Source organism: Shewanella sp. MF05960, assembly GCF_050849305.1.
Classification (GTDB): Bacteria; Pseudomonadota; Gammaproteobacteria; order Enterobacterales; family Shewanellaceae; genus Shewanella.
The window spans coordinates 48,800-67,886 of sequence record NZ_JBOZPS010000002.1 but is presented as its reverse complement, the minus strand read 5'-3'; the positions used below and the strand labels follow the sequence as shown (position 1 = coordinate 67,886).

Sequence of the window (19,087 nt, the reverse complement as noted above, 5' to 3'; positions counted from 1 at the left end):
ACTCTTGTATCGCAATTACGCTATACGTTCGTCAAAGAAGATAATCAGTGCCTCAGGGAGCCAAGATGCAAAACCAAATTACGCTATTAGAACAAACAAAACATGGTGATTTAAAGCTGATCCCAAGTGACTTCTCACATGTGTCTGAGCAACATATTGTGCCAGTAACACTTCATGAAATCAGTCGCGCGGCTACGGAATACCCAATCGTATTTGTTAAAAATAGCGATACTAATGAATTTCAATCAGTTGCGATGTTAGGTTTAAAGCCTGGGCAAAACTTAAGTGTCAAAGATGGCAAGTGGCAAGGTCTATATATTCCTGCAGTAGTGCGCGATTACCCACTTGGATTAGTGCTTAATCCTGATGTGAAAGACAAAGTGTGGATAGGGATCCGTGAAGAAGCAAAAGAAGTCAGCAAAACTGATGGCGAAGCATTGTTTGAAGATGGCAAAGAAACACCGTTTTTAGAGGCGCGTAAGAAAGCATTGATTAGTCACTATGAGCAAGACCAAACCACTCGCGGCATTTTAGGCTTTTTAAATGAAAAGGGCTTATTGATTAATCAAACACTTACTGTAGATGTGGCTGGCGAAAAGCGCAATATCAATGGTTTGTATGTTATCGATGAAGTAAAACTTAACGCATTAACTGACGAAGAATTTTTAGACTTGAAAAAACGTGGCTTATTAGGTCCAATCTTTGGCCATTTAGGTTCGTTAAATCAAGTTAATCGTCTTGCAAGAGTTGAAATGCAAGGTAAATAATCTGGTAGCTTATTGATACCGTTATAACTAAGGCACTCTATTGAGTGTCTTTTTTATGGCTAGCTTTTAAGAAACTTAAGATGTTTAAGTGATTAAGTGAAATGGTGAGTAGTGCTAAGCATGACGTTTGTGACAATCACTAATCTATAATCGTTAGATGCAAAAAAGCCACTCATTGAGTGGCTTTTTTGTTTTTATGGTGCCGGCACCAAGAGTCGAACTCGGGACCTACTGATTACAAGTCAGTTGCTCTACCAACTGAGCTATGCCGGCTAATTATGGTGCCCGAACCCGGAATCGAACCAGGGACACGAGGATTTTCAATCCTCTGCTCTACCGACTGAGCTATTCGGGCAACTAAACTAAGCGTTAGTTTGCTACTTCAAACTAGGTTCTGACTTGGTAATCAGTGCCTGTGTCGTTTGGAGTGCGCACATAATATAGCGATGGTTTTTATCGTGCAAGTGCTTTTTAAATCTTTTTGTTTGTTCGGCTAGTTAATGTGCAAACTGATGCTATTTTATCTGCTTTTGTGGTTTTTTAGCATAAAAAGACTCATTGGGTTATGCAAAACCAAAGTAAACCTGAGCAAATACGGTATTTATAAATATTCATAACAGCTCCATTAATATTAAATATAAGCAGATTAGCCCATCAATGATGCTCAAAACACTGAATGTTCATCTTTACTGTTACCGATAGCAACTAATTCCGCCTATTGCGTCATTAAAAAGCAATTTATGAATTAACGAGCGATTTCACCTTTAACGGTGTAACCAATCCATTGAGCAATAATGTCAAAGCCATTGGAGAGGGTAAGGATTCTTGGATTGGCTATCGTACAGATTTACCGGCGTGACCACGTTTGCAATAAAAAATTATGGTGTAAAAATGGATTTATACCATTGCGCGTGAGTAAATGCTCTCTCAGCGAGAATTTAAAAGGGCTTAAACAAGGCGTATGACTGAATGAATAGGTTCTCTTTCGAAGTCATGCAACGCAGTAAGCTCTTTTAAAACTCGCCTGAAAGGAATGCCCCAGCCGCTTTTTGCTCTGCGTTCTCGCTATTTGAAAGGGAACACCCATTACTACATAGCGACGCCTTAATCAAAAACCGCTGGCTGCATTCTGAGTGGTCACTTATTAATGTGGAATGGTATTAGATGCGGCTTATATACCCAATCAACTTGAAGATACGTGTTTCAGAGCTTCACCGTGTTTTCAATACTAGGCGCGTTAATGCGGTAATGTAGGTACCTTATAAATTAACGTAACAACGTAGTGGAAGCACGGTGAAACTCCCAAAGGGCAAGTTTTACACGCGTTTATGCTGCGTTATTGATTTAGGAAAGGGAATAACCATTACCCGCAATCAATGCCTTGTCTAAACGCGTGTAAATTCTTGCTGAAATCGAGCATCTTCAGGTTGTTTGGGTATACAATGTTGAACTGACATTGGTTGTTAAGCAATAATCGTTTTATACACACAAAAAAGCCGCTGTATCAGCGGCTTCTTTTATATCGATTTGTTATTCGTCTTCAGCAGGAGGAACGTAACCTTCGATTTCAACGTCTTTACCTTCAAATAAAAAGCTCAGCATTTGCGCTTCTAAAAATTTGCGGTCATCGACATTCATCATGTTAAGTTTCTTTTCATTAATGAGCATTGTTTGCTTTTTTTGCCACAAGCCCCACGCTTCTTTACTGATATTGTCATAAATGCGCTTACCCAATTCGCCCGGGTAAAGCTGAAAATCTAAGCCGTCGGCAGATTTGTTAAGGTGTAAACACTGAACTGTGCGAGCCATGATGATTCCTTACTAACTTATTTACGATTAAAACTAATGTGTCGCGAAAAGTACGGCTAAATTAGACAAAATACGTTCTGTGGCTGCCGCTAACCCGACTTTCGCAGGTTGTTCTATGTTATACCAGAGCGCGCTGTTTTGTTCCATGATGCTGGTGGCCGACTGAGAGGTTAATTCGACTAAAACAGGGTGTATATCTAAATGAAAGTGACTAAAAGTGTGCCTAAATCCAGCAAGCCCTTGTATTGATACCTCTAACTTATGCATGGTTAAGTAATCTGTTAATTCATCTTGAGTATCAAATTGCGGAAAACACCACAAGCCACCCCAAATACCCGCAGGTGGGCGTTGGATTAATTGCACCTTGGTCGTATCGTTGCTGTTATCTACCATCACCAACATAAACGCCGATTTTTCTGGGGTCACTTTTTTAGGCTTTTTACCTGGATATAAGTTTTGATTGCCTTGTAATTGTGCAGTGCAATCTATGGCAACGGGGCATTGAGCACATAATGGTTTACTGCGAGTACATACGCTAGAGCCAATATCCATCATCGCCTGATTAAACTTCTCCACGCCAGCTTTTGGCGTAAGCGTTTCAGTTAATTGCCATAATTTATGCTCAACCGTTTTGACCCCAGGCCAACCTTCAATAGCACCGTGTCTTGCTAATACGCGTTTTACATTACCGTCTAAAATAGGATGATGTTGCCCTAACGATAACGAAAGCACTGCGCCAGCAGTTGATTTACCTATGCCAGATAATGCCACCACATCATCGAAGTGAGTTGGAAACACACCATCAAAAGCGTCTCGAATATGTTGAGCTGCTTTATGTAAGTTACGGGCTCGGGCGTAATAGCCTAAACCAGTCCATAGGTGCAGTACTTCATCTTGATGAGCATTTGCAAGGTCGACAACCGTTGGGAACCTTGCCATAAACTTTTCATAGTAGGGGATAACGGTAGCAACTTGGGTTTGTTGCAGCATAATTTCAGACACCCAAACTCGGTAGGGTGTTTTGTTAATTTGCCACGGCAATGTTTTACGACCATGAAGGTCGTACCAAGCGATTATACGCTCAGCAAATGGGGTCACTTTTTTCATGGTCGCAGTGTATCCATAGCGATTTTATTACACAAGAGGCGGTTGAATTTTCGTGTTTATAGCATGATGAAAATCTCGATGATAATTTAGCGTAAACATGTGCGGCGACTTTAGGTATAATGCGCCACTGAATTTTTAAATTGATCAAATATCGATAGCAATGACGTAATGTTGATGTAATAGCAGTGGATAAAGTCTGCTTACTACACATTAATATTAAGTCTGTAAGCAATGAGGCAATAATGAGCGACGTTACCACAGCTGAGTTTAACGAAGACGGTAAGTACATTCGTAAAATCAGAAGTTTTGTTTTACGCGAAGGCCGTTTAACCAAAGGGCAATCTCAAGCTATTGAGGCACATTGGCCTACAATGGGTTTAGATTACACGCCACAACCACTGGATTTAACGCAAGTGTTTGGCCGTGAAGCAGATACCGTTCTTGAAATTGGTTTTGGTATGGGTGCGTCATTAGTGCAAATGGCTAGCGCTGCTCCTGAGCAAAATTTTATTGGTATTGAAGTGCACAAGCCTGGTATTGGCGCTTGTTTAGGTGATGCCGGTGACGCCAAAGTGACTAACCTTCGCGTGTATCATCATGATGCGATGGAAGTGTTAGAGCACAGTATTGCTGATGGTTCATTAGCGCGTTTACAGCTATTCTTTCCAGATCCTTGGCACAAAAAACGTCATCATAAGCGCCGTATAGTGCAATCTGAATTTGTTCAGTTAGTGCGTCGTAAGCTTAAAGTCGGTGGCGTATTTCATATGGCAACTGACTGGGAAAACTACAGCGAGCATATGTTAGAAGTAATGAATGCCGCTGAAGGTTATAAAAACCAATCGACTACTGGTACAGTGGTTGAGCGTCCTGATCATCGTCCGTTAACCAAGTTTGAAGCGCGCGGTCACCGTTTAGGTCATGGCGTTTGGGATATCATGTTTGAGCGTACCGCTTAATTCTAGCAACAGGAGAGTACATCATGGCGCAAAATCGTAGCCGACGTTTACGTAAAAAATTACGAGTCGATGAATTTCAAGAGTTCGGGTTTGACATTAATTGGATATTTGATGAGTCAGTATCAGAAGCCGACATTGATGCATTAGTCGATCAATTCATCAATGAAGTTATCGAACCTCGTCAATTAGGTTTCCACGGTGGTGGGCATAAAGAGTGGGAAGGCATTATTGCTACTCAAGCTATTGGTAAATGTACTGATGAAGACGTTGCTGCCGCGAAAGCATTTTGGCAAAGCAAACCAGTGTCAGGTATCGAAGTCAGTGACTTATACGATATTTGGTGGGGATAAACCAAATTGCTTGAGCAATTATTACTTCAAGAAGCGGTAGACAAAGTCAGGCCGTTATTGGGTAAAGGTAAAGTGGCAGGGTATATTCCTGCCCTTGCCAATGTAGACCCCAATAAAATAGGTATTGCCATTACGACTATCGATGGTACTACCATTGGGGCCGGTGATTACCTCGAACCATTTTCTATTCAAAGTATTTCCAAAGTCTTTAGCCTCACGCTCGCGTTAAATTTATACACAGAAGATGAAATCTGGAACCGTGTCGGTAAAGAGCCGTCAGGGCATTCATTTAACTCTTTAGTACAGGTGGAGTTAGAGCGAGGTAAACCGCGTAATCCATTTATTAATGCGGGTGCTTTGATCATCGCCGACTTACTGCAAGCGCGTTTAGGTGCACCAAAGCATCGTATGTTAGAAGTGGTCAGACAATTAAGCCAAAACCCGATTGTGAGCTACGATAAAGTGGTTGCAGATTCTGAATATCAGTTCAGTGCCCGTAATGCCTCTATTGCGTATTTGATGAAATCATTTGGTAATTTTGACGGTGATGTTGATACTGTCCTCAAAAGCTATTTTCATTATTGTTCGTTAAAAATGAACTGCGCAGATTTATCTCGGGCGATGTTTTATTTAGCTAATCGAGGCAAAACCTTAAACGGTGATAATTTAGTGTCACCAGTGCAAACTCGGCAGCTTAATGCATTACTGGCTACATCGGGCTTATATGATGGTGCCGGGGAGTTTGCTTATCGTGTAGGTATGCCAGGTAAAAGTGGTGTGGGTGGCGGCATCATTGCGGTAATACCGGGTGATATGTCTATCTGCGTTTGGTCTCCCGAGCTTGATATGAATGGCAACTCGCTTGCCGGCACGGCAATGCTCGAGCACATCAGTCAACAACTAGGCCGTTCTATTTTTTAATAGCCCACCGTTAAATTAATTATTATTGAGATTCGCAAAATAGACTATTTTTTGGTTTATTTTGCGAATACACTGCCGTCATTGAATGTTTACTTGCCTACCTGAATACATCTAAATCGTTTTATCTTCTATAAATTAGTGAGTTACGGAATTGGCACAACTTGTGCTTAGTAATCACTATATCCAGACCAATTACTCATATTCTTATACTAAAAGGGTTTTTATCATGACCAAACAAAAGTTAATTTGTAGTTTAGCAGTAAGTAGTTTGCTGTTTACAGCAGGAGCATGGACACCCGCTATGGCTAAAATGTCACTAAATGATGAAAAGTGTAATGTCACGTTAAACTACGATGTCACCGTGGAACCGACAACTTTACAGGTCAGTGATAATGGCAATGAAAAATACCGTGTTGAATTAGGCCAACTGTATGTTGATGGCAAAAAAGTGACCTTAGATGATAAGCAGCAAAAACTGTTAACCCAATACTCAGAAGAGTTATCGCGCCAAGTGCCTGATGTTATCGATTTAGTCGGTGACGTGGTTTCTATCGCTACTCAGGCCGTTAATATGGCGCTGACGCCTGTTTTTGGCGACGCCGCGGGTATGCAAATAGACAAACTCATGGTCGGTATTCAAAAGCGAGTCGATACCATGGCCTATCAGCAAGGTGATAAGTTTTACCTTGGCTCAACAGAAGCCTCAATAGAGAAAACCTTCAATAAAGAGTTTGAGCAAGAAATTGAACAAATGGTAACGAGTTCAATGGGATCGCTAATGATGACCCTGGGCAGTCAAATTATGTCATCAGAAGGTGGTACGTTTGAAGAGAAAATGAATGCATTTTCGCAAAAAATGGACAATGTAGGCACCGATATTGAGAAGCAACTTGAGTCACAGTCTCAAGGGCTTGAAGCGCGAGCGACAACCGTATGCGACAACTTTGCAGCGTTATTAGTGCTTGAAAGCCAAGCGCGAGAAGCCATTCCTGAACTTGCGCCATACACGTTAGCTAAACTCGGTGAAACCACCAAGTAAGTTGTTTTATTTAGTCAACCCGTCTCCCTGATATGACACCTGACTTCCCCTGTGCTCTTTTTCAAGACACAGGGGCTTTTTTTATGTGCCTAAAGCCCTCATCTGCCTGTCGTAGCTTAATTTCTTTGTTCTGATAAAAAAATTGTCAATTATAAATATAGAGCCATATAGTGTTTTTTTGTTATACTCACCCAAATTATAAGAAAAAATATACTCTACTTTAGATGCGGTTATGTTTAACGATGACAAAAATGAGTGTCGGATAACAGCTTTTGCGTGTTCTGCCATTTTTTTCAATCTAATTCGATAAATATGACTGAGTTGATGTGAATGTTTAACTCAAATGTGGCAGTTGACTTGCTTATATTTGGGATTCAACAAGCACCTGAATTTTATTAATGTCGTAACCAGTTTAAGGCGACTTCCATGTTAGAACTGTTAGAACCTATCGCAATTTTTACTCACGTTGCACGAGCAGGAAGTTTTAGTGCTGCAGCCAGACGTCTTGGCATTTCTAAATCTAAAGTCAGTACTCAAGTCGCAGATCTTGAACACAAACTTGGTGTACAACTTATTCAACGTACTACACGTAGCTTAAGCCTGACCGAAGCCGGTAATTTACTGTACCTTCAAGGTGAAGAATTACTTCGCGATGCTGAACAAGCTGTTTCAAGTGTGCATAACTTAAATGATGCCACTCGTGGCGTGTTGAAAGTAGGTATTTCACAATCATTTGGTACCATGCATATTATTCCAGCATTGCCAGAATTTATGGCTCGTCACCCAGAGCTTGAATTGCAAGTCAGTCTGCTTGACCATAAAGTGGATGTTGTCAGTGAAGGGTTAGATTTATTGTTAACAATGTCTGAGCAACTACCTTTAGGTATGGTTGCTAGACCGCTAATGAAATGTCAGTTTTTGCTTGTTGCATCACCAGGTTATATTGCTCAACATGGAAATATTAGCCGCCCTGAACAGTTGGTTGAACACAATTGCTTGGTGTATCAAGGTGAGTGGCACGAGCACAGCATGTGGCAATTTAAAAAGGGTGAAGATTACTGCGAAATCGGTGTTTCGGGTAACTTCCGTGTTGATAACGCTCCTGCACTTAAATCGGCAGCAGTAAGTGGTTTAGGGATTGTGTATCTTGCCAGTTACTTAATGGAAGATGAAATTGCTCAAGGTACTTTAGTGCCGTTATTACCAGATTGGCAATTAACGCATAATTTACCCTTGCAGGCGGTTTATCCACGTCGTAAGCATTTGGCACCTAAAGTCAGTTCATTTATCGATTTCATTAAAACGCACATCAGTAGCCCACCATATTGGGATGCTAAATTCGAACATTTATACAAACTTCGTAAGTAAAAGTGGAAACATTGTTCACTAAATAAAACAAAGCCGCATATTACCTTGCGGCTTTATTTTTATCTTATATTTATCATATGCTTAAGTTTTTCGTTGTTTAGTTGTTTAGCGAATAACTAATCAATGACTTACTGAACATCGGCATGTTTGTTATTGCACTCTGTTCTTATTTAAATACAATGGGAGGTAGTTGATTCAAAATGATTTGAATATGCGTTTTCTGAGAAATGACCCCTTTTCAGTTGAGGCTCAAATCGGCAACCAAGCGAGTTTTGAATCAGTGCTGACAATTGTTTGTTCCAAACTAAAACCATGTCAGCTTTGAAACCATCATCCTAGTTTTTTGGTTACCCCAGGCATTGATCTGGGGTTATTTTTTTGTGTTTTTTCTCCGTTTAATTCAATTCAGTTCAATTCAGTTCAATAAAAAATGCAGCAACCTTAGGTTGCTGCATTTTTGTTATCGTAAATCAATTTTTGCTATCGTAAATCAAGATATGGAAGCTTGTTTTACTGGCATAATTTTTATGCCGCTTTTATGTGCTTAATCCATTTGTTGACTTGTTCTTCGAGTACATCGAGCGGTAGTGGACCATTTCGTAACACTACATTATGAAACTCGCGGATATCAAATTTATCCCCAAGCTGTTTTTTCGCCTGTTCGCGTAAGGACAAAATTTTCAGCATACCCACTTTATAAGCGGTCGCTTGAGATGGCATAACAATATGACGCTCTACCATTTTTATCGCATCAGACTCAGCATTTGGCGTGTTTTCAACGTAGTAAGCAATCGCTTGTTCGCGGGTCCATTTTTTAGTGTGGATACCTGTATCAACCACTAGGCGACAGGCGCGCCATAACTCCATTGATAATCGGCCGAAGTCTGAATATGGATCAGCATATAAGCCCATTTCTTTAGGGAAATACTCAGAATATAATCCCCAACCTTCAACATAGGCTGTGTAGCCGTTAAATTTACGAAACTGAGGGATGCCTTGCAGCTCTTGTGCTTTGGCTATTTGCATGTGATGGCCAGGAATACCTTCATGGTAAGCCAATGCTTCCATTTGGTATTTAGGCATGGCATCCATTTTATATAAGTTGGCGTAGTAAGTGCCCGGGCGTGAACCGTCTGGTGCAGGTTGGTCATAGAACGCTTTGCCGGCAGACTTTTCACGAAATGATTCAACTTGTTTAACCAATAAAGCTGCTTTGGGTTTAACTTTAAAGACCTCGTCTAAACGAGATTCCATATTATCGATTAACGCTTTTGCTTCTGTTAAATAGGCTTGTTGGCCTGCTTTGGTATCTGGGTAATAAAACTGTTTGTCATCACGCATAAAAGTGAAAAACTCAGACAAAGTGCCAGAGAAATTGACTTTTTTCATGATGATACGCATTTCATTATGAATACGCTTCACTTCAGACAATCCAAGGTCGTGGATCTCATTGGCTGTCATATTAGTGGTGGTAGTGCGGGCAAGCGCATTATTAAAAAATGCTTCACCGTTTGGTAACTTCCAGGCACCATCACGATCATCCGCGCGCGCTTCTAGGGTTTTGGTGTAACGGATTAAATGTTCATATGCGGGCTTAACTTTGGTGAGTAAAGCGTGTTTCACTTCTGCTAATAGGGCTTGTTTTTTATCGTCACTGATATCGAGCTTAGCAATTTTACGGTTGGCATCAGCCCAAAGTGCATTATCTTTGCCAGTGTCGGTAAACGGCACGCCTGAAATAATATTCTCACTGTCAGCCATCACATAAGCAAACACAAACTTAGGCGCAATAATTTGTTTTTCTGCACGCAGTTCTAATGCAGCTTCTAGCTGAGCTAACAACGTTTCAGTGGCATTCAGACGGCTAATATAAGCCTTAGCATCGCTTTCATCTGTAATTTGATGTTGATTAATAAGAATGGCTGCCACCATCGAATGAGCACCATACATTTGGTTCATTGGGTAGGTATGGTAACGCCATTTATCGTCAGCAATGGCTTGCTCTAGGCGTGCATGTAATAACTCAAAACTCAGTGATGTTTGCTCATCGAGTTGTTTTACATCTAAAGCATTAAGTTGCGCAAGTTGCTTTTTAGCGCGCTCAAGGTCGGCATCTGCCGCAGCTTCTGACAAGTCATTCCATTTGTCGTAGTCTTTTTTGATGCCCAGGTAGGTTTGATTAACAGGGCTGGACATGACATTTTCCATGAAGATGTCTTCAAACAATGCGTTGGCTTTTTCTGACTCGCTATTAAGAGCAACAGTTTTGGTTTCTTGTTGGTTTAATGGAGCTGTTGTGTGCGAGTGTGCAATAGCAGTTGTGCTTAATAAGCTTGATAGTGCCACGGCAATAATAGTCGTTTTGGTTTTGAGGGACATCGATATCTTCCTAAAGTACACAATTTATAGGCTGACATCCTAATCAAGCTTTCACTAAATGTGTTAATTGAAATGTTAGAAAGTGTGTATTTTGTTATTGTTATACCATTCCGCGTTAATAAGTGATGGCTCACCGAGAGTTTAGAAGGGCTTAAATAAGGCGTATGACTGACTTGTTAATTTTATTAGCAAGGCATGCGCAAAAGATGGGGGAAATGGGTGCCCAAGCGCTTGCTAATGGGCACGTTTTATAAGGTGTTGTATATGAGTTAAGTCGGGTTAAATAAACTGCGACAGTAAATCATTGACAAACATGTGCCCCTTTGGCGTGAGTTGCCAATGGGTGTCTGTTTCAGTGAGTAAGCCTCTGTTTATCGACTTTGTCATGCCAACCTTAACAACATCTGCAGATTGCCCTGTACGTTGCTCAAACTCTGTTTTAGCAATGGGTGTCATCAGCCTTAAGCGATTCATCAAATACTCTAAAGGACGATCGTCTTCAATCACATCAGATGTTTCAACGGTGTAGTTGTCTGCGGCGAGATAGCCTTTAGGATGCTTAATTTTAACGGTTCTGATAATCCGGTTTTGCTCAGGCAAGGTGACTTTACCGTGTGCGCCACAGCCTACGCCTAGGTAATCGCCAAATTGCCAGTAGTTCAAATTATGTCGGCATTGATATCCCGGTTTTGCATAAGCGGAAATTTCATATTGCTCGTAACCTAACGCCGCGAGCTTTTTTTGTCCTTGTTCGTATATTTGCCACAAGTTCTCATCGTCAGGGAGCTGTGGTGGTTTTGAATGGAACAAGGTGTTTGGTTCAATGGTGAGTTGATACCAAGATAAATGCGGTGGTGCTAGCGCTGTCGCCGTATCGATATCGTGCATGGCTTCATCAAAGCTTTGGTTCGGTAAGCCATGCATTAAGTCGAGGTTGAAACTTAAGTAGTTGGCTTTTTTTGCTTTTTGCGCTGCAATCTTAGCTTCATCTTCGTTATGGATACGACCCAGTAAATTAAGCTTTTCTTTAGAAAAACTTTGCACCCCAATTGATAACCTTGTTACCCCAGCGGCTCGATAAGCGCTAAAGTCATCATGTTCAAGCGTGCCAGGGTTTGCTTCCATCGTAATTTCAATATCATCTTCAAATGGAATTAATGCATTCGCGCCCTCAAGAAAACGTTGAATTTGACTGGCATCAAACAAGGAGGGGGTTCCACCACCGATAAAAATAGTGTGTATTTTACGGCCTTGTACATATGCTAAATCAGCTTGTAAATCTGCTAGTAATGCATTCACATATTCTTGCTGTGGTAGCTCGCCATTTTGGCCATGGGAGTTAAAGTCACAATAAGGACATTTTTGTACACACCATGGGATATGCACATACAAACTTAACGGTGGCAGTTGCAAGGTCATTTATTGGCCGCCGTCTACTGTTTGTGGGTCCTGTGACTGAATAACACCCTGTGCTTTCATGGCATTAATTAATAGTTCAAGCGCTTTACCGCGATGGCTGTGGGCATTTTTTTGCTCACTGGTAAGTTCTGCTGCGCTGCAATTAAAGCCGTGTGGAATAAACACTGGATCGTAACCATGGCCTTGCTCACCCTGTGGCGCTAAATTAATACTGCCTTCCCAGGATGCCTGGCAAATAATCGGTGTTGGATCTTTAGCGTGACGCATATACACCAATACGCATTGAAAACGAGCAGAGCGTTGGGTTTCACCTGTTAGTGCATCTAACAGCTTAAGGTAATTGCTGGTTTCTGTGGCGCCAGCGCCTGAATAGCGCGCTGAATAGATACCTGGTTGCCCTTGTAATGCGTCAACCTCGATGCCTGAATCATCTGCTATTGCAGGTTTTCCGGTTATTTCAGCCGCATGGCGCGCTTTAATAATGGCATTTTCAACAAATGTGGTACCGGTTTCTGCTACATCTGGCACGTTAAACAGATTTTGAGGCAGAACTTCGATGCCATAAGTGGTAAACATTTGCGCAAATTCGGCAAGTTTGCCTTTGTTGCCACTGGCAAGCACGATGTGTTGAATGGGAGATTGCATGAATAGGTCGACCTAAGGTAAAAATTTGCCACATTATACGCTAACAAAGCTGCGATGTACTATGGTTCTTCGGCCATGATTCTAGGTTCTAGGTTCTAGGTTCTAGGTTCTAGGTTCTAGGAACTCGCAGGCTCGCTAGAGGGCGTGACTTCGTCACTGCTAGGACAGCTGTGCTGCTAAGATTTAGTTAATAGATTTTCGCAGCGCTGCGTCCTTGAGACCGCAGGTCGTTCTAGCAGCGCAGCGTCCTCGAGACCGCAGGTCGTTCTAGCAGCGCAGCGTCCTCGAGACCGCAGGTCGTCCTAGCAGCGCAGCGTCCTTGAGTCCGTAGGTCGTCTAGCAGCGCAGCGTCCTCGAGACCGTAGGTCGTTCTAGCAGCGCAGCGTCCTCGAGACCGTAGGTCGTTCTAGCAGCGCAGCGTCCTTGAGACCGCAGGTCGTCCTAGCAGCGCAGCGTCCTCGAGACCGCAGGTCGTTCTAGCATCGCAGCGTCCTCGAGACCGTAGGTCGTTCTAGCAGCGTAGCGCTTTCTTATTCTACGTAGAACTTTTGCTTAAATTTTAGTGATGTATTGAGTTGATTTGCATATTTTATCGCGATATCAAAATTGACATATTGATCGTCTCTGAAAGGCACTTCGGCAATATAGTAAATAGCATCTCCTTCGCGGATCTCTTTAAAGTCGAGTGTCATGCGCGCATCAATGAGGTTGTTGGCGATGCCAGAGATTTCAACAGCGACAGGAGGATTGCCTTCCAGGTTAGTATTTAATACGGTGATATTCACCAAACCATTATAACCACTGCGTTCTATACCGTAAGTTTTGGCAATTTCTGGGGTGATAAAGGTGCTGTTAAGTGCCATGTAGTGAATATCAAAATTACCCACTTGCTGTTTTTGTTCGGCATAGGCAGCACTGGTAATGCAGGCTAGAGATAACAATAACGCACTAACGATACGACGCGAATTTAACAGTGATTTTAACATGGTAGAGTCCTGTATTGATCTTGTAACTTTAGAGATAAAAAGAGCAGCTATTAACACTTAGCTGCTCTTTTAAATTCAGTTTTAAATAGGCGATAGTGAAAAGCGTATCGCTTAAATCATTGCCCAAAATGGAATGTACTGTGCAAATAGCATGTTTAAGAAGTTCATCGCAATAAACACCACCAGTACCGATAAATCTAAGCCGCCAAGAGACGGTAAAATTTTACGCACAGGGGCTAAAATTGGCTCTGTTAACTGAGTCATAATCATCACCACTGGGTTATAGCCTTGATTAAACCAACTCAAAATTGCACGGATAAGTAGCATCCAAAACAGCAATACGCCCGCATTTTTAAGCACTGATACCACAGAAAATAACAAGATAGTTAAAATATCAACACCAGCACCTGCGATGAAAGTAAGCACTAACATTTTTACAATAACAACGATAAGTGCTAATAAAATTGATGAGGTATCGATACTGCCTATTGACGGCAGCACTCGGCGCATTGGCGCGACAATGGGTTGTGTCGCCTTGACTACAAATTGGCTGAACGGATTATAAAAGTCGGCTTTAGCCAGTTGTAACCAAAATCGAAGAATGACTACCATAAGGTATAAATCAAACACCGTGTTGATCAAGAAAACCATTGCATTCATGAATATTGCCTTACATTTATATCATTGAATTGGATAAGGCTCATTTGCCTATTTAACGTTAGCTTGTCTTACTACGTGCCATAATCTTATCACTAAGCATTTTACACTGAGATAAATAATCCTTCATCTGAACTCTATATCATTAAGCTTAGTGGTTCATTAAAACGTTTTAGCCATCTCTTCAGCACGAGCCACACAATTGCTCATGGCTTTATCGACTAAACCGCCTAGGTCGCCATCTTGGAATGTCTCTACCGCTCTAGCTGTTGTGCCGCCTTTTGACATCACATTTTGACGTAATTGTGCCACAGACAGTTGTTGGTTTTGAATCACCATTTGCGCAGCACCCAGTGCAGCTTGTTCTGCCAGTAATCTAGCTTTGTCTTCTGGCATGCCCATGTTGACGCCCGATGCAATCATCGATTCAATAAACAGGAAGAAGTACGCTGGTGAACTACCAGAAAGTGCAATAACTTGGTTTAAACCATCCTCGCTGTCTACCCACGCCACTTTACCACCGCTTTGCATTAAGGTTTCGCAAATGGCCTTATGCTCAGCAGAAATATCATCTCCAGCATAAATACCGGTCATGCCATAACCAATTTGAGTGGGTGTATTTGGCATAGTACGAATAAGTTTAATCGGTTGCTTTAGGTATTGCGAATAACGCGCTGCGGGGATGCCTGCAGCGATAGTGATGATTAACTTATTGGCTAAGTTAAGGTGGCTCAGTGCATCACAAACTGCTTCCATTAATTGTGGTTTAACACTCAGTACAATGACATCAGCAGCTTGTGCAGCTGCAGCATTGTCGTGTGACACTTCAATGGCAAAGTCTTGCTTCAATGCATCAAGCTTGCCTTTACTTGGATTGGTTGCGTGGATAAGGGCACTTGGATAACCATGTTTGACTAAGCCGCTAATAATACTGCGAGTCATGTTGCCCGCGCCGATAAAACATACTTTTGCTTGAGTCATTTCAATTACATCCAATAAATAGAGTGAATTTATGTCCTGTTGTTATATATGTTACCTAAAAGGACGCTTCGCTGCTAGGTTCTAGGGCGTGACTTTGTCACTGCTAGGATCGCTTCGCTGCTAGGGCATGACTTTGTCACTGCTAAGGTCGCTATGATACTAGGGCGTGACTTCGTCACTGCTAGGGTCGCTTCGCTACTAGGGCGTGACTTCGTCACTGCTAGGGTCGCTTCGCTACTAGGGCGTGACTTCGTCACTGCTAGGGTCGCTTCGCTACTAGGGCGTGACTTCGTCACTGCTAGGGCGTGACTTCGTCACTGCTAGGGCGTGACTTCGTCACTGCTAGGGTCGCTTCGCTACTAGGGCGTGACTTTGTCACTGCTAGGGCGTGACTTTGTCACTGCTAGGGCGTGACTTCGTCACTGCTAGGGTCGCTTTGCTGCTAGGGCGCATACGCTGCTAGAACCTAGAAGGACGAAGTCCACCCTCAGGCGAGCTTGCGAGCTCCTAGATTCTAAGAGTGGCGAGCTTGCGAGCTCCTAGTACCTAAAATTTATCGTTCACCAAATATGGCGCTACCGATACGCACCATTGTCGAACCATGAGCAATGGCAATGTCCATGTCGCCGCTCATGCCCATCGATAAGGTATCGATGCTCGGATATTGCTGCTGTAATTGGTCGTACAGTATTTTAAGGTTGGCAAACTCTTGTTGTTGTAATTGAGTGTCGGCTGTTGCCGTTGGAATAGCCATTAAGCCGCGCAGCCTTAAATTAGGCAATTTGCTGATAGTAAGTGCTAACGTGGCGACCTGATTCGCATCAACACCAGATTTACTGTCTTCCTGGCTAATGTTGACCTGAATACACACATTTAACGGCTTTTTATTATCAGGGCGTTGGTCGTTTAATCGTTGGGCAATTTTGTCGCGGTTGACGGTATGCATCCAATCAAAATGTTCGGCGACAATTTTGGTTTTGTTTGATTGTAATGGGCCAATAAAATGCCATTCGATGTCGGGATAATCGGCTGCTAGTGTGGTGATTTTAGTTTCACCTTCCTGGACATAATTTTCACCAAATTGGCGTTGTCCAGCCTCATACGCGGCGATAATGTCGTTGATTGGCTTGGTTTTACTTACGGCAAGCAAGCTTATGTCGCTGGGTAATCTCGAACAATTTTGCGCCGCTTGGTTAATTCTGCTCTGGGCGATTGATATTCTGTCTGCTATTGTTGTCATAATGTTGGCTAAATGGATGTCTCTACAATGGAAATCACTGAATTACTCGCTTTTAGTGTAAAACACAAAGCATCAGATCTACATCTTTCTGCGGGTGTTTCACCCATGATCCGAGTTGACGGCGAAGTACGTAAAATTAACTTACCCGCACTCGATCATCAAGGTGTTCATAGCCTTGTTTACGACATCATGAACGATAAGCAACGAAAAGACTATGAAGAACACCTTGAAATCGATTTTTCATTTGAGGTGCCTAATTTAGCGCGTTTTCGTGTTAACGCATTTAACCAATCTCGTGGTGCCGGTGCAGTATTTCGTACCATTCCATCGGATATTTTGTCATTAGAGCAGTTAGGTGCGCCGGAAATTTTTAAAAAAATCTCCAGCTATCCACGTGGTTTAGTCCTTGTTACCGGACCAACGGGTTCAGGTAAGTCAACCACATTAGCGGCCATGGTCGATTATATTAATGATAATCGTCACGAACATATTTTGACCATTGAAGATCCTATCGAATTCGTTCACCAAAATAAACAATGCCTGGTTAACCAACGTGAAGTGCATAAACACACCCACAGCTTTAATGCCGCATTACGAAGTGCGCTGCGTGAAGACCCCGACGTTATTCTTGTTGGTGAGATGCGTGACCTTGAAACTATCCGCTTAGCGATGACCGCCGCCGAAACCGGTCACTTAGTATTTGGTACTTTGCACACCACTTCAGCTGCAAAAACTATTGACCGTATTGTCGACGTATTCCCAGAAGGTGAGAAGGGCATGGTGAGAACCATGTTGTCTGAATCACTGCAGGCCGTTATTTCGCAAACCTTGATCAAAAAAATTGGTGGAGGCCGAGTTGCGGCGCACGAAATTATGATGGGTACTCCTGCAATTCGTAACCTTATTCGCGAAGATAAAGTGGCGCAAATGTATTCTGCCATTCAGACCGGTATGGCTCATGGTATGCAAACGCTAGATCAATGTTTACAAAACTTGGTTAATCGCGGGCTGATTACTCGTGAAGATGCAATGCATAAAAGCTCGAATAAACAAGCTAATTTTTAAGGATTAGGATCATGGATGTTCGTCCGTTTTTAAATATTATGGTCGAGAAAAAGGCCTCAGATTTATTTATCACAGCGGGTTTTCCGCCCAGTGCCAAAATAGACGGTGAATTACGTCAATTATCTGAAACTAAGTTAACGCCGCAACAGTCTTTAGAGTTTGTTGAATCGTTAATGAGCGATGTGCAAAAGAAAGAATTTCACGACAGCAGTGAATGTAACTTTGCCTTTGCCGCTAAAGATTTAGGGCGTTTTCGTGTTAGCGCTTTTTGGCAGCGCGAATCTGCTGGCTGCGTAATGCGCCGCATTGAAACCAATATTCCTGAAGTAGATGACTTGAAACTGCCAGCCATTCTTAAAGATTTGGTCATGAGTAAACGTGGCTTAATCATTATGGTCGGTGGTACTGGTACCGGTAAATCAACCTCGCTTGCAGCACTTGTAGGTTATCGCAATGCTCATTCTCGCGGTCATATTTTAACGATTGAAGACCCTGTCGAATTTGTACACAACCATCGTAAAAGTATTATTACTCAGCGAGAAGTGGGCATCGATACCGACTCGTTTGACGCAGCACTCAAAAGTTCATTACGCCAGGCGCCAGATGTTATCTTAATTGGTGAAATCCGAACGCAGGAAACCATGGAATTTGCGTTATCGTTTGCTGAAACAGGTCACTTATGTATGGCGACCTTACACGCCAACAACGCTAACCAAGCACTTGACCGTATTATGCATTTAGTGCCAGAAAGTAAACACAATCAATTACTGTTTGATTTGTCGTTAAACTTACGCGGTATTGTTGCGCAGCAACTGATCCCAAAATCAGACGGAACAGGGCGTCGAGCCGCCATTGAGGTGTTAATCAATACCCCTCGTGTGGCCAGCTTAATCGCCAAAAACGAGTTGCATCTTCTTAAAGAAACCATGGGCAAATCTCGTGAGCAGGGCATGCAAACGTTCGATCAGGCCTTGTTAGATTTATACCTCGAAGGCGAAATTAGCTATGCAGATGCATTGCACCACGCCGATTCTCCAAATGATTTACGCTTAATGATTAAACTGCAAGGTAACGAAGCTACCTCTGCAGGGTCAATGGAAGGCATCACGCTAGACATGGATTAGTCATTCCTCGCCACTATTTATCCTGATCTCTGGATAAGAGATCAGGATAGAGTTCAGAATAATGTTAAAGGTCCAAACGTTAATTATTATATCTTTCAAACGTGTCCTTTTTTTGCTAACAGCGCGAATTGATGAGTCTATTACAAGTCGATTCAGCGCCGTTAGCAGGGCAAAGGGCTGTTTAAGCGCTTTTTGTTGTCTCCGCTTCGGTTATTTAACTTTTTGAGAGGTTATTAGCAGCAACTTATGACCTTTATTGCTATGATCAGGA

The 19,087-nt window shown here is 42.3% G+C and carries 17 protein-coding genes and 2 tRNA genes; 8 read left to right on the top strand and 11 right to left on the bottom strand.

Translation table 11 applies throughout. The annotated features are described in order from the left end of the window. Window positions 1-65: 65 nt before the first annotated feature. A complete protein-coding gene (locus tag ACROAE_RS02000) occupies window positions 66-767 on the top strand; it encodes a SapC family protein (protein ID WP_432399266.1) in 702 nt (233 codons plus the stop codon). 197 nt (window positions 768-964) lie between these two features. Here ACROAE_RS02000 and ACROAE_RS01995 read toward each other — a convergent pair. From ACROAE_RS01995 to mutY, 4 genes are all read right to left on the bottom strand, one after another. After that, a tRNA-Thr gene (locus ACROAE_RS01995) sits at window positions 965-1,040 on the bottom strand. Window positions 1,041-1,046: 6 nt separating this feature from the next. Continuing rightward, window positions 1,047-1,122 (bottom strand) — tRNA-Phe (locus ACROAE_RS01990). A gap of 1,175 nt (window positions 1,123-2,297) precedes the next feature. After that, window positions 2,298-2,576, bottom strand: a complete 279-nt coding sequence (locus ACROAE_RS01985; protein WP_160053097.1) for an oxidative damage protection protein — start codon at window positions 2,574-2,576, stop codon at window positions 2,298-2,300. 33 nt (window positions 2,577-2,609) lie between these two features. Further along, window positions 2,610-3,683 (bottom strand): A/G-specific adenine glycosylase, encoded by a 1,074-nt coding sequence (gene mutY, locus ACROAE_RS01980; protein WP_432399265.1) that lies wholly within the window; start codon window positions 3,681-3,683, stop codon window positions 2,610-2,612. A gap of 242 nt (window positions 3,684-3,925) precedes the next feature. Here mutY and trmB point away from each other — a divergent pair, with 242 nt between their 5' ends. The 5 genes from trmB (at window position 3,926) to ACROAE_RS01955 (ending at window position 8,320) form a co-directional block, all read left to right on the top strand. Beyond that, window positions 3,926-4,642 carry a tRNA (guanosine(46)-N7)-methyltransferase TrmB gene (gene trmB / locus ACROAE_RS01975; protein ID WP_432399264.1) on the top strand — a complete coding sequence of 239 codons (717 nt, stop codon included), beginning with the start codon at window positions 3,926-3,928 and terminating at the stop codon, window positions 4,640-4,642. 23 nt (window positions 4,643-4,665) lie between these two features. Further along, window positions 4,666-4,992 carry a 50S ribosome-binding protein YggL gene (locus tag ACROAE_RS01970; RefSeq protein WP_432399263.1) on the top strand — a complete coding sequence of 109 codons (327 nt, stop codon included), beginning with the start codon at window positions 4,666-4,668 and terminating at the stop codon, window positions 4,990-4,992. Window positions 4,993-4,998: 6 nt separating this feature from the next. Next, window positions 4,999-5,913, top strand: a complete 915-nt coding sequence (gene glsB, locus ACROAE_RS01965; RefSeq protein WP_432399262.1) for a glutaminase B — start codon at window positions 4,999-5,001, stop codon at window positions 5,911-5,913. A 226-nt stretch (window positions 5,914-6,139) separates the two neighbouring features. Continuing rightward, window positions 6,140-6,952, top strand: a complete 813-nt coding sequence (locus ACROAE_RS01960; protein ID WP_432399261.1) for a YggN family protein — start codon at window positions 6,140-6,142, stop codon at window positions 6,950-6,952. Window positions 6,953-7,378: 426 nt separating this feature from the next. Then, a complete protein-coding gene (locus ACROAE_RS01955) occupies window positions 7,379-8,320 on the top strand; it encodes a LysR family transcriptional regulator (RefSeq protein WP_432399260.1) in 942 nt (313 codons plus the stop codon). A 525-nt stretch (window positions 8,321-8,845) separates the two neighbouring features. Here ACROAE_RS01955 and ACROAE_RS01950 read toward each other — a convergent pair. The 7 genes from ACROAE_RS01950 to ACROAE_RS01920 all read right to left on the bottom strand — a co-directional run bounded on the left by ACROAE_RS01950 (window position 8,846) and on the right by ACROAE_RS01920 (window position 16,627). Further along, window positions 8,846-10,699, bottom strand: coding sequence for a DUF885 domain-containing protein (locus ACROAE_RS01950; RefSeq protein ID WP_432399259.1), 1,854 nt, complete (start codon window positions 10,697-10,699; stop codon window positions 8,846-8,848). Between the two features lie 279 nt (window positions 10,700-10,978). Continuing rightward, the gene (gene hemW, locus ACROAE_RS01945) at window positions 10,979-12,118 is read right to left on the bottom strand and encodes a radical SAM family heme chaperone HemW (protein WP_432399258.1); all 1,140 of its coding nucleotides are present in this window, start codon (window positions 12,116-12,118) and stop codon (window positions 10,979-10,981) included. Further along, the gene (gene rdgB, locus ACROAE_RS01940) at window positions 12,119-12,751 is read right to left on the bottom strand and encodes an RdgB/HAM1 family non-canonical purine NTP pyrophosphatase (RefSeq protein ID WP_432399496.1); all 633 of its coding nucleotides are present in this window, start codon (window positions 12,749-12,751) and stop codon (window positions 12,119-12,121) included. 542 nt (window positions 12,752-13,293) lie between these two features. Further along, the gene (locus tag ACROAE_RS01935; RefSeq protein ID WP_432399257.1) at window positions 13,294-13,749 is read right to left on the bottom strand and encodes a DUF4426 domain-containing protein; all 456 of its coding nucleotides are present in this window, start codon (window positions 13,747-13,749) and stop codon (window positions 13,294-13,296) included. A 111-nt stretch (window positions 13,750-13,860) separates the two neighbouring features. After that, the gene (locus tag ACROAE_RS01930; RefSeq protein ID WP_432399256.1) at window positions 13,861-14,409 is read right to left on the bottom strand and encodes a YggT family protein; all 549 of its coding nucleotides are present in this window, start codon (window positions 14,407-14,409) and stop codon (window positions 13,861-13,863) included. A gap of 159 nt (window positions 14,410-14,568) precedes the next feature. Then, window positions 14,569-15,387, bottom strand: a complete 819-nt coding sequence (proC, locus tag ACROAE_RS01925) for a pyrroline-5-carboxylate reductase (RefSeq protein ID WP_432399255.1) — start codon at window positions 15,385-15,387, stop codon at window positions 14,569-14,571. 553 nt (window positions 15,388-15,940) lie between these two features. Continuing rightward, complete coding sequence (locus tag ACROAE_RS01920; RefSeq protein WP_432399254.1) at window positions 15,941-16,627, bottom strand: YggS family pyridoxal phosphate-dependent enzyme; 687 nt, start codon at window positions 16,625-16,627, stop codon at window positions 15,941-15,943. 27 nt (window positions 16,628-16,654) lie between these two features. On the opposite strand from ACROAE_RS01920, the gene ACROAE_RS01915 reads away from it, so the two are divergent. Further along, complete coding sequence (locus ACROAE_RS01915) at window positions 16,655-17,692, top strand: type IV pilus twitching motility protein PilT (RefSeq protein WP_432399252.1); 1,038 nt, start codon at window positions 16,655-16,657, stop codon at window positions 17,690-17,692. Between the two features lie 11 nt (window positions 17,693-17,703). Further along, entirely contained in the window at window positions 17,704-18,816 is a 1,113-nt protein-coding gene (locus ACROAE_RS01910; RefSeq protein WP_432399251.1) for a PilT/PilU family type 4a pilus ATPase, read from the top strand. Window positions 18,817-19,087: the final 271 nt, after the last annotated feature.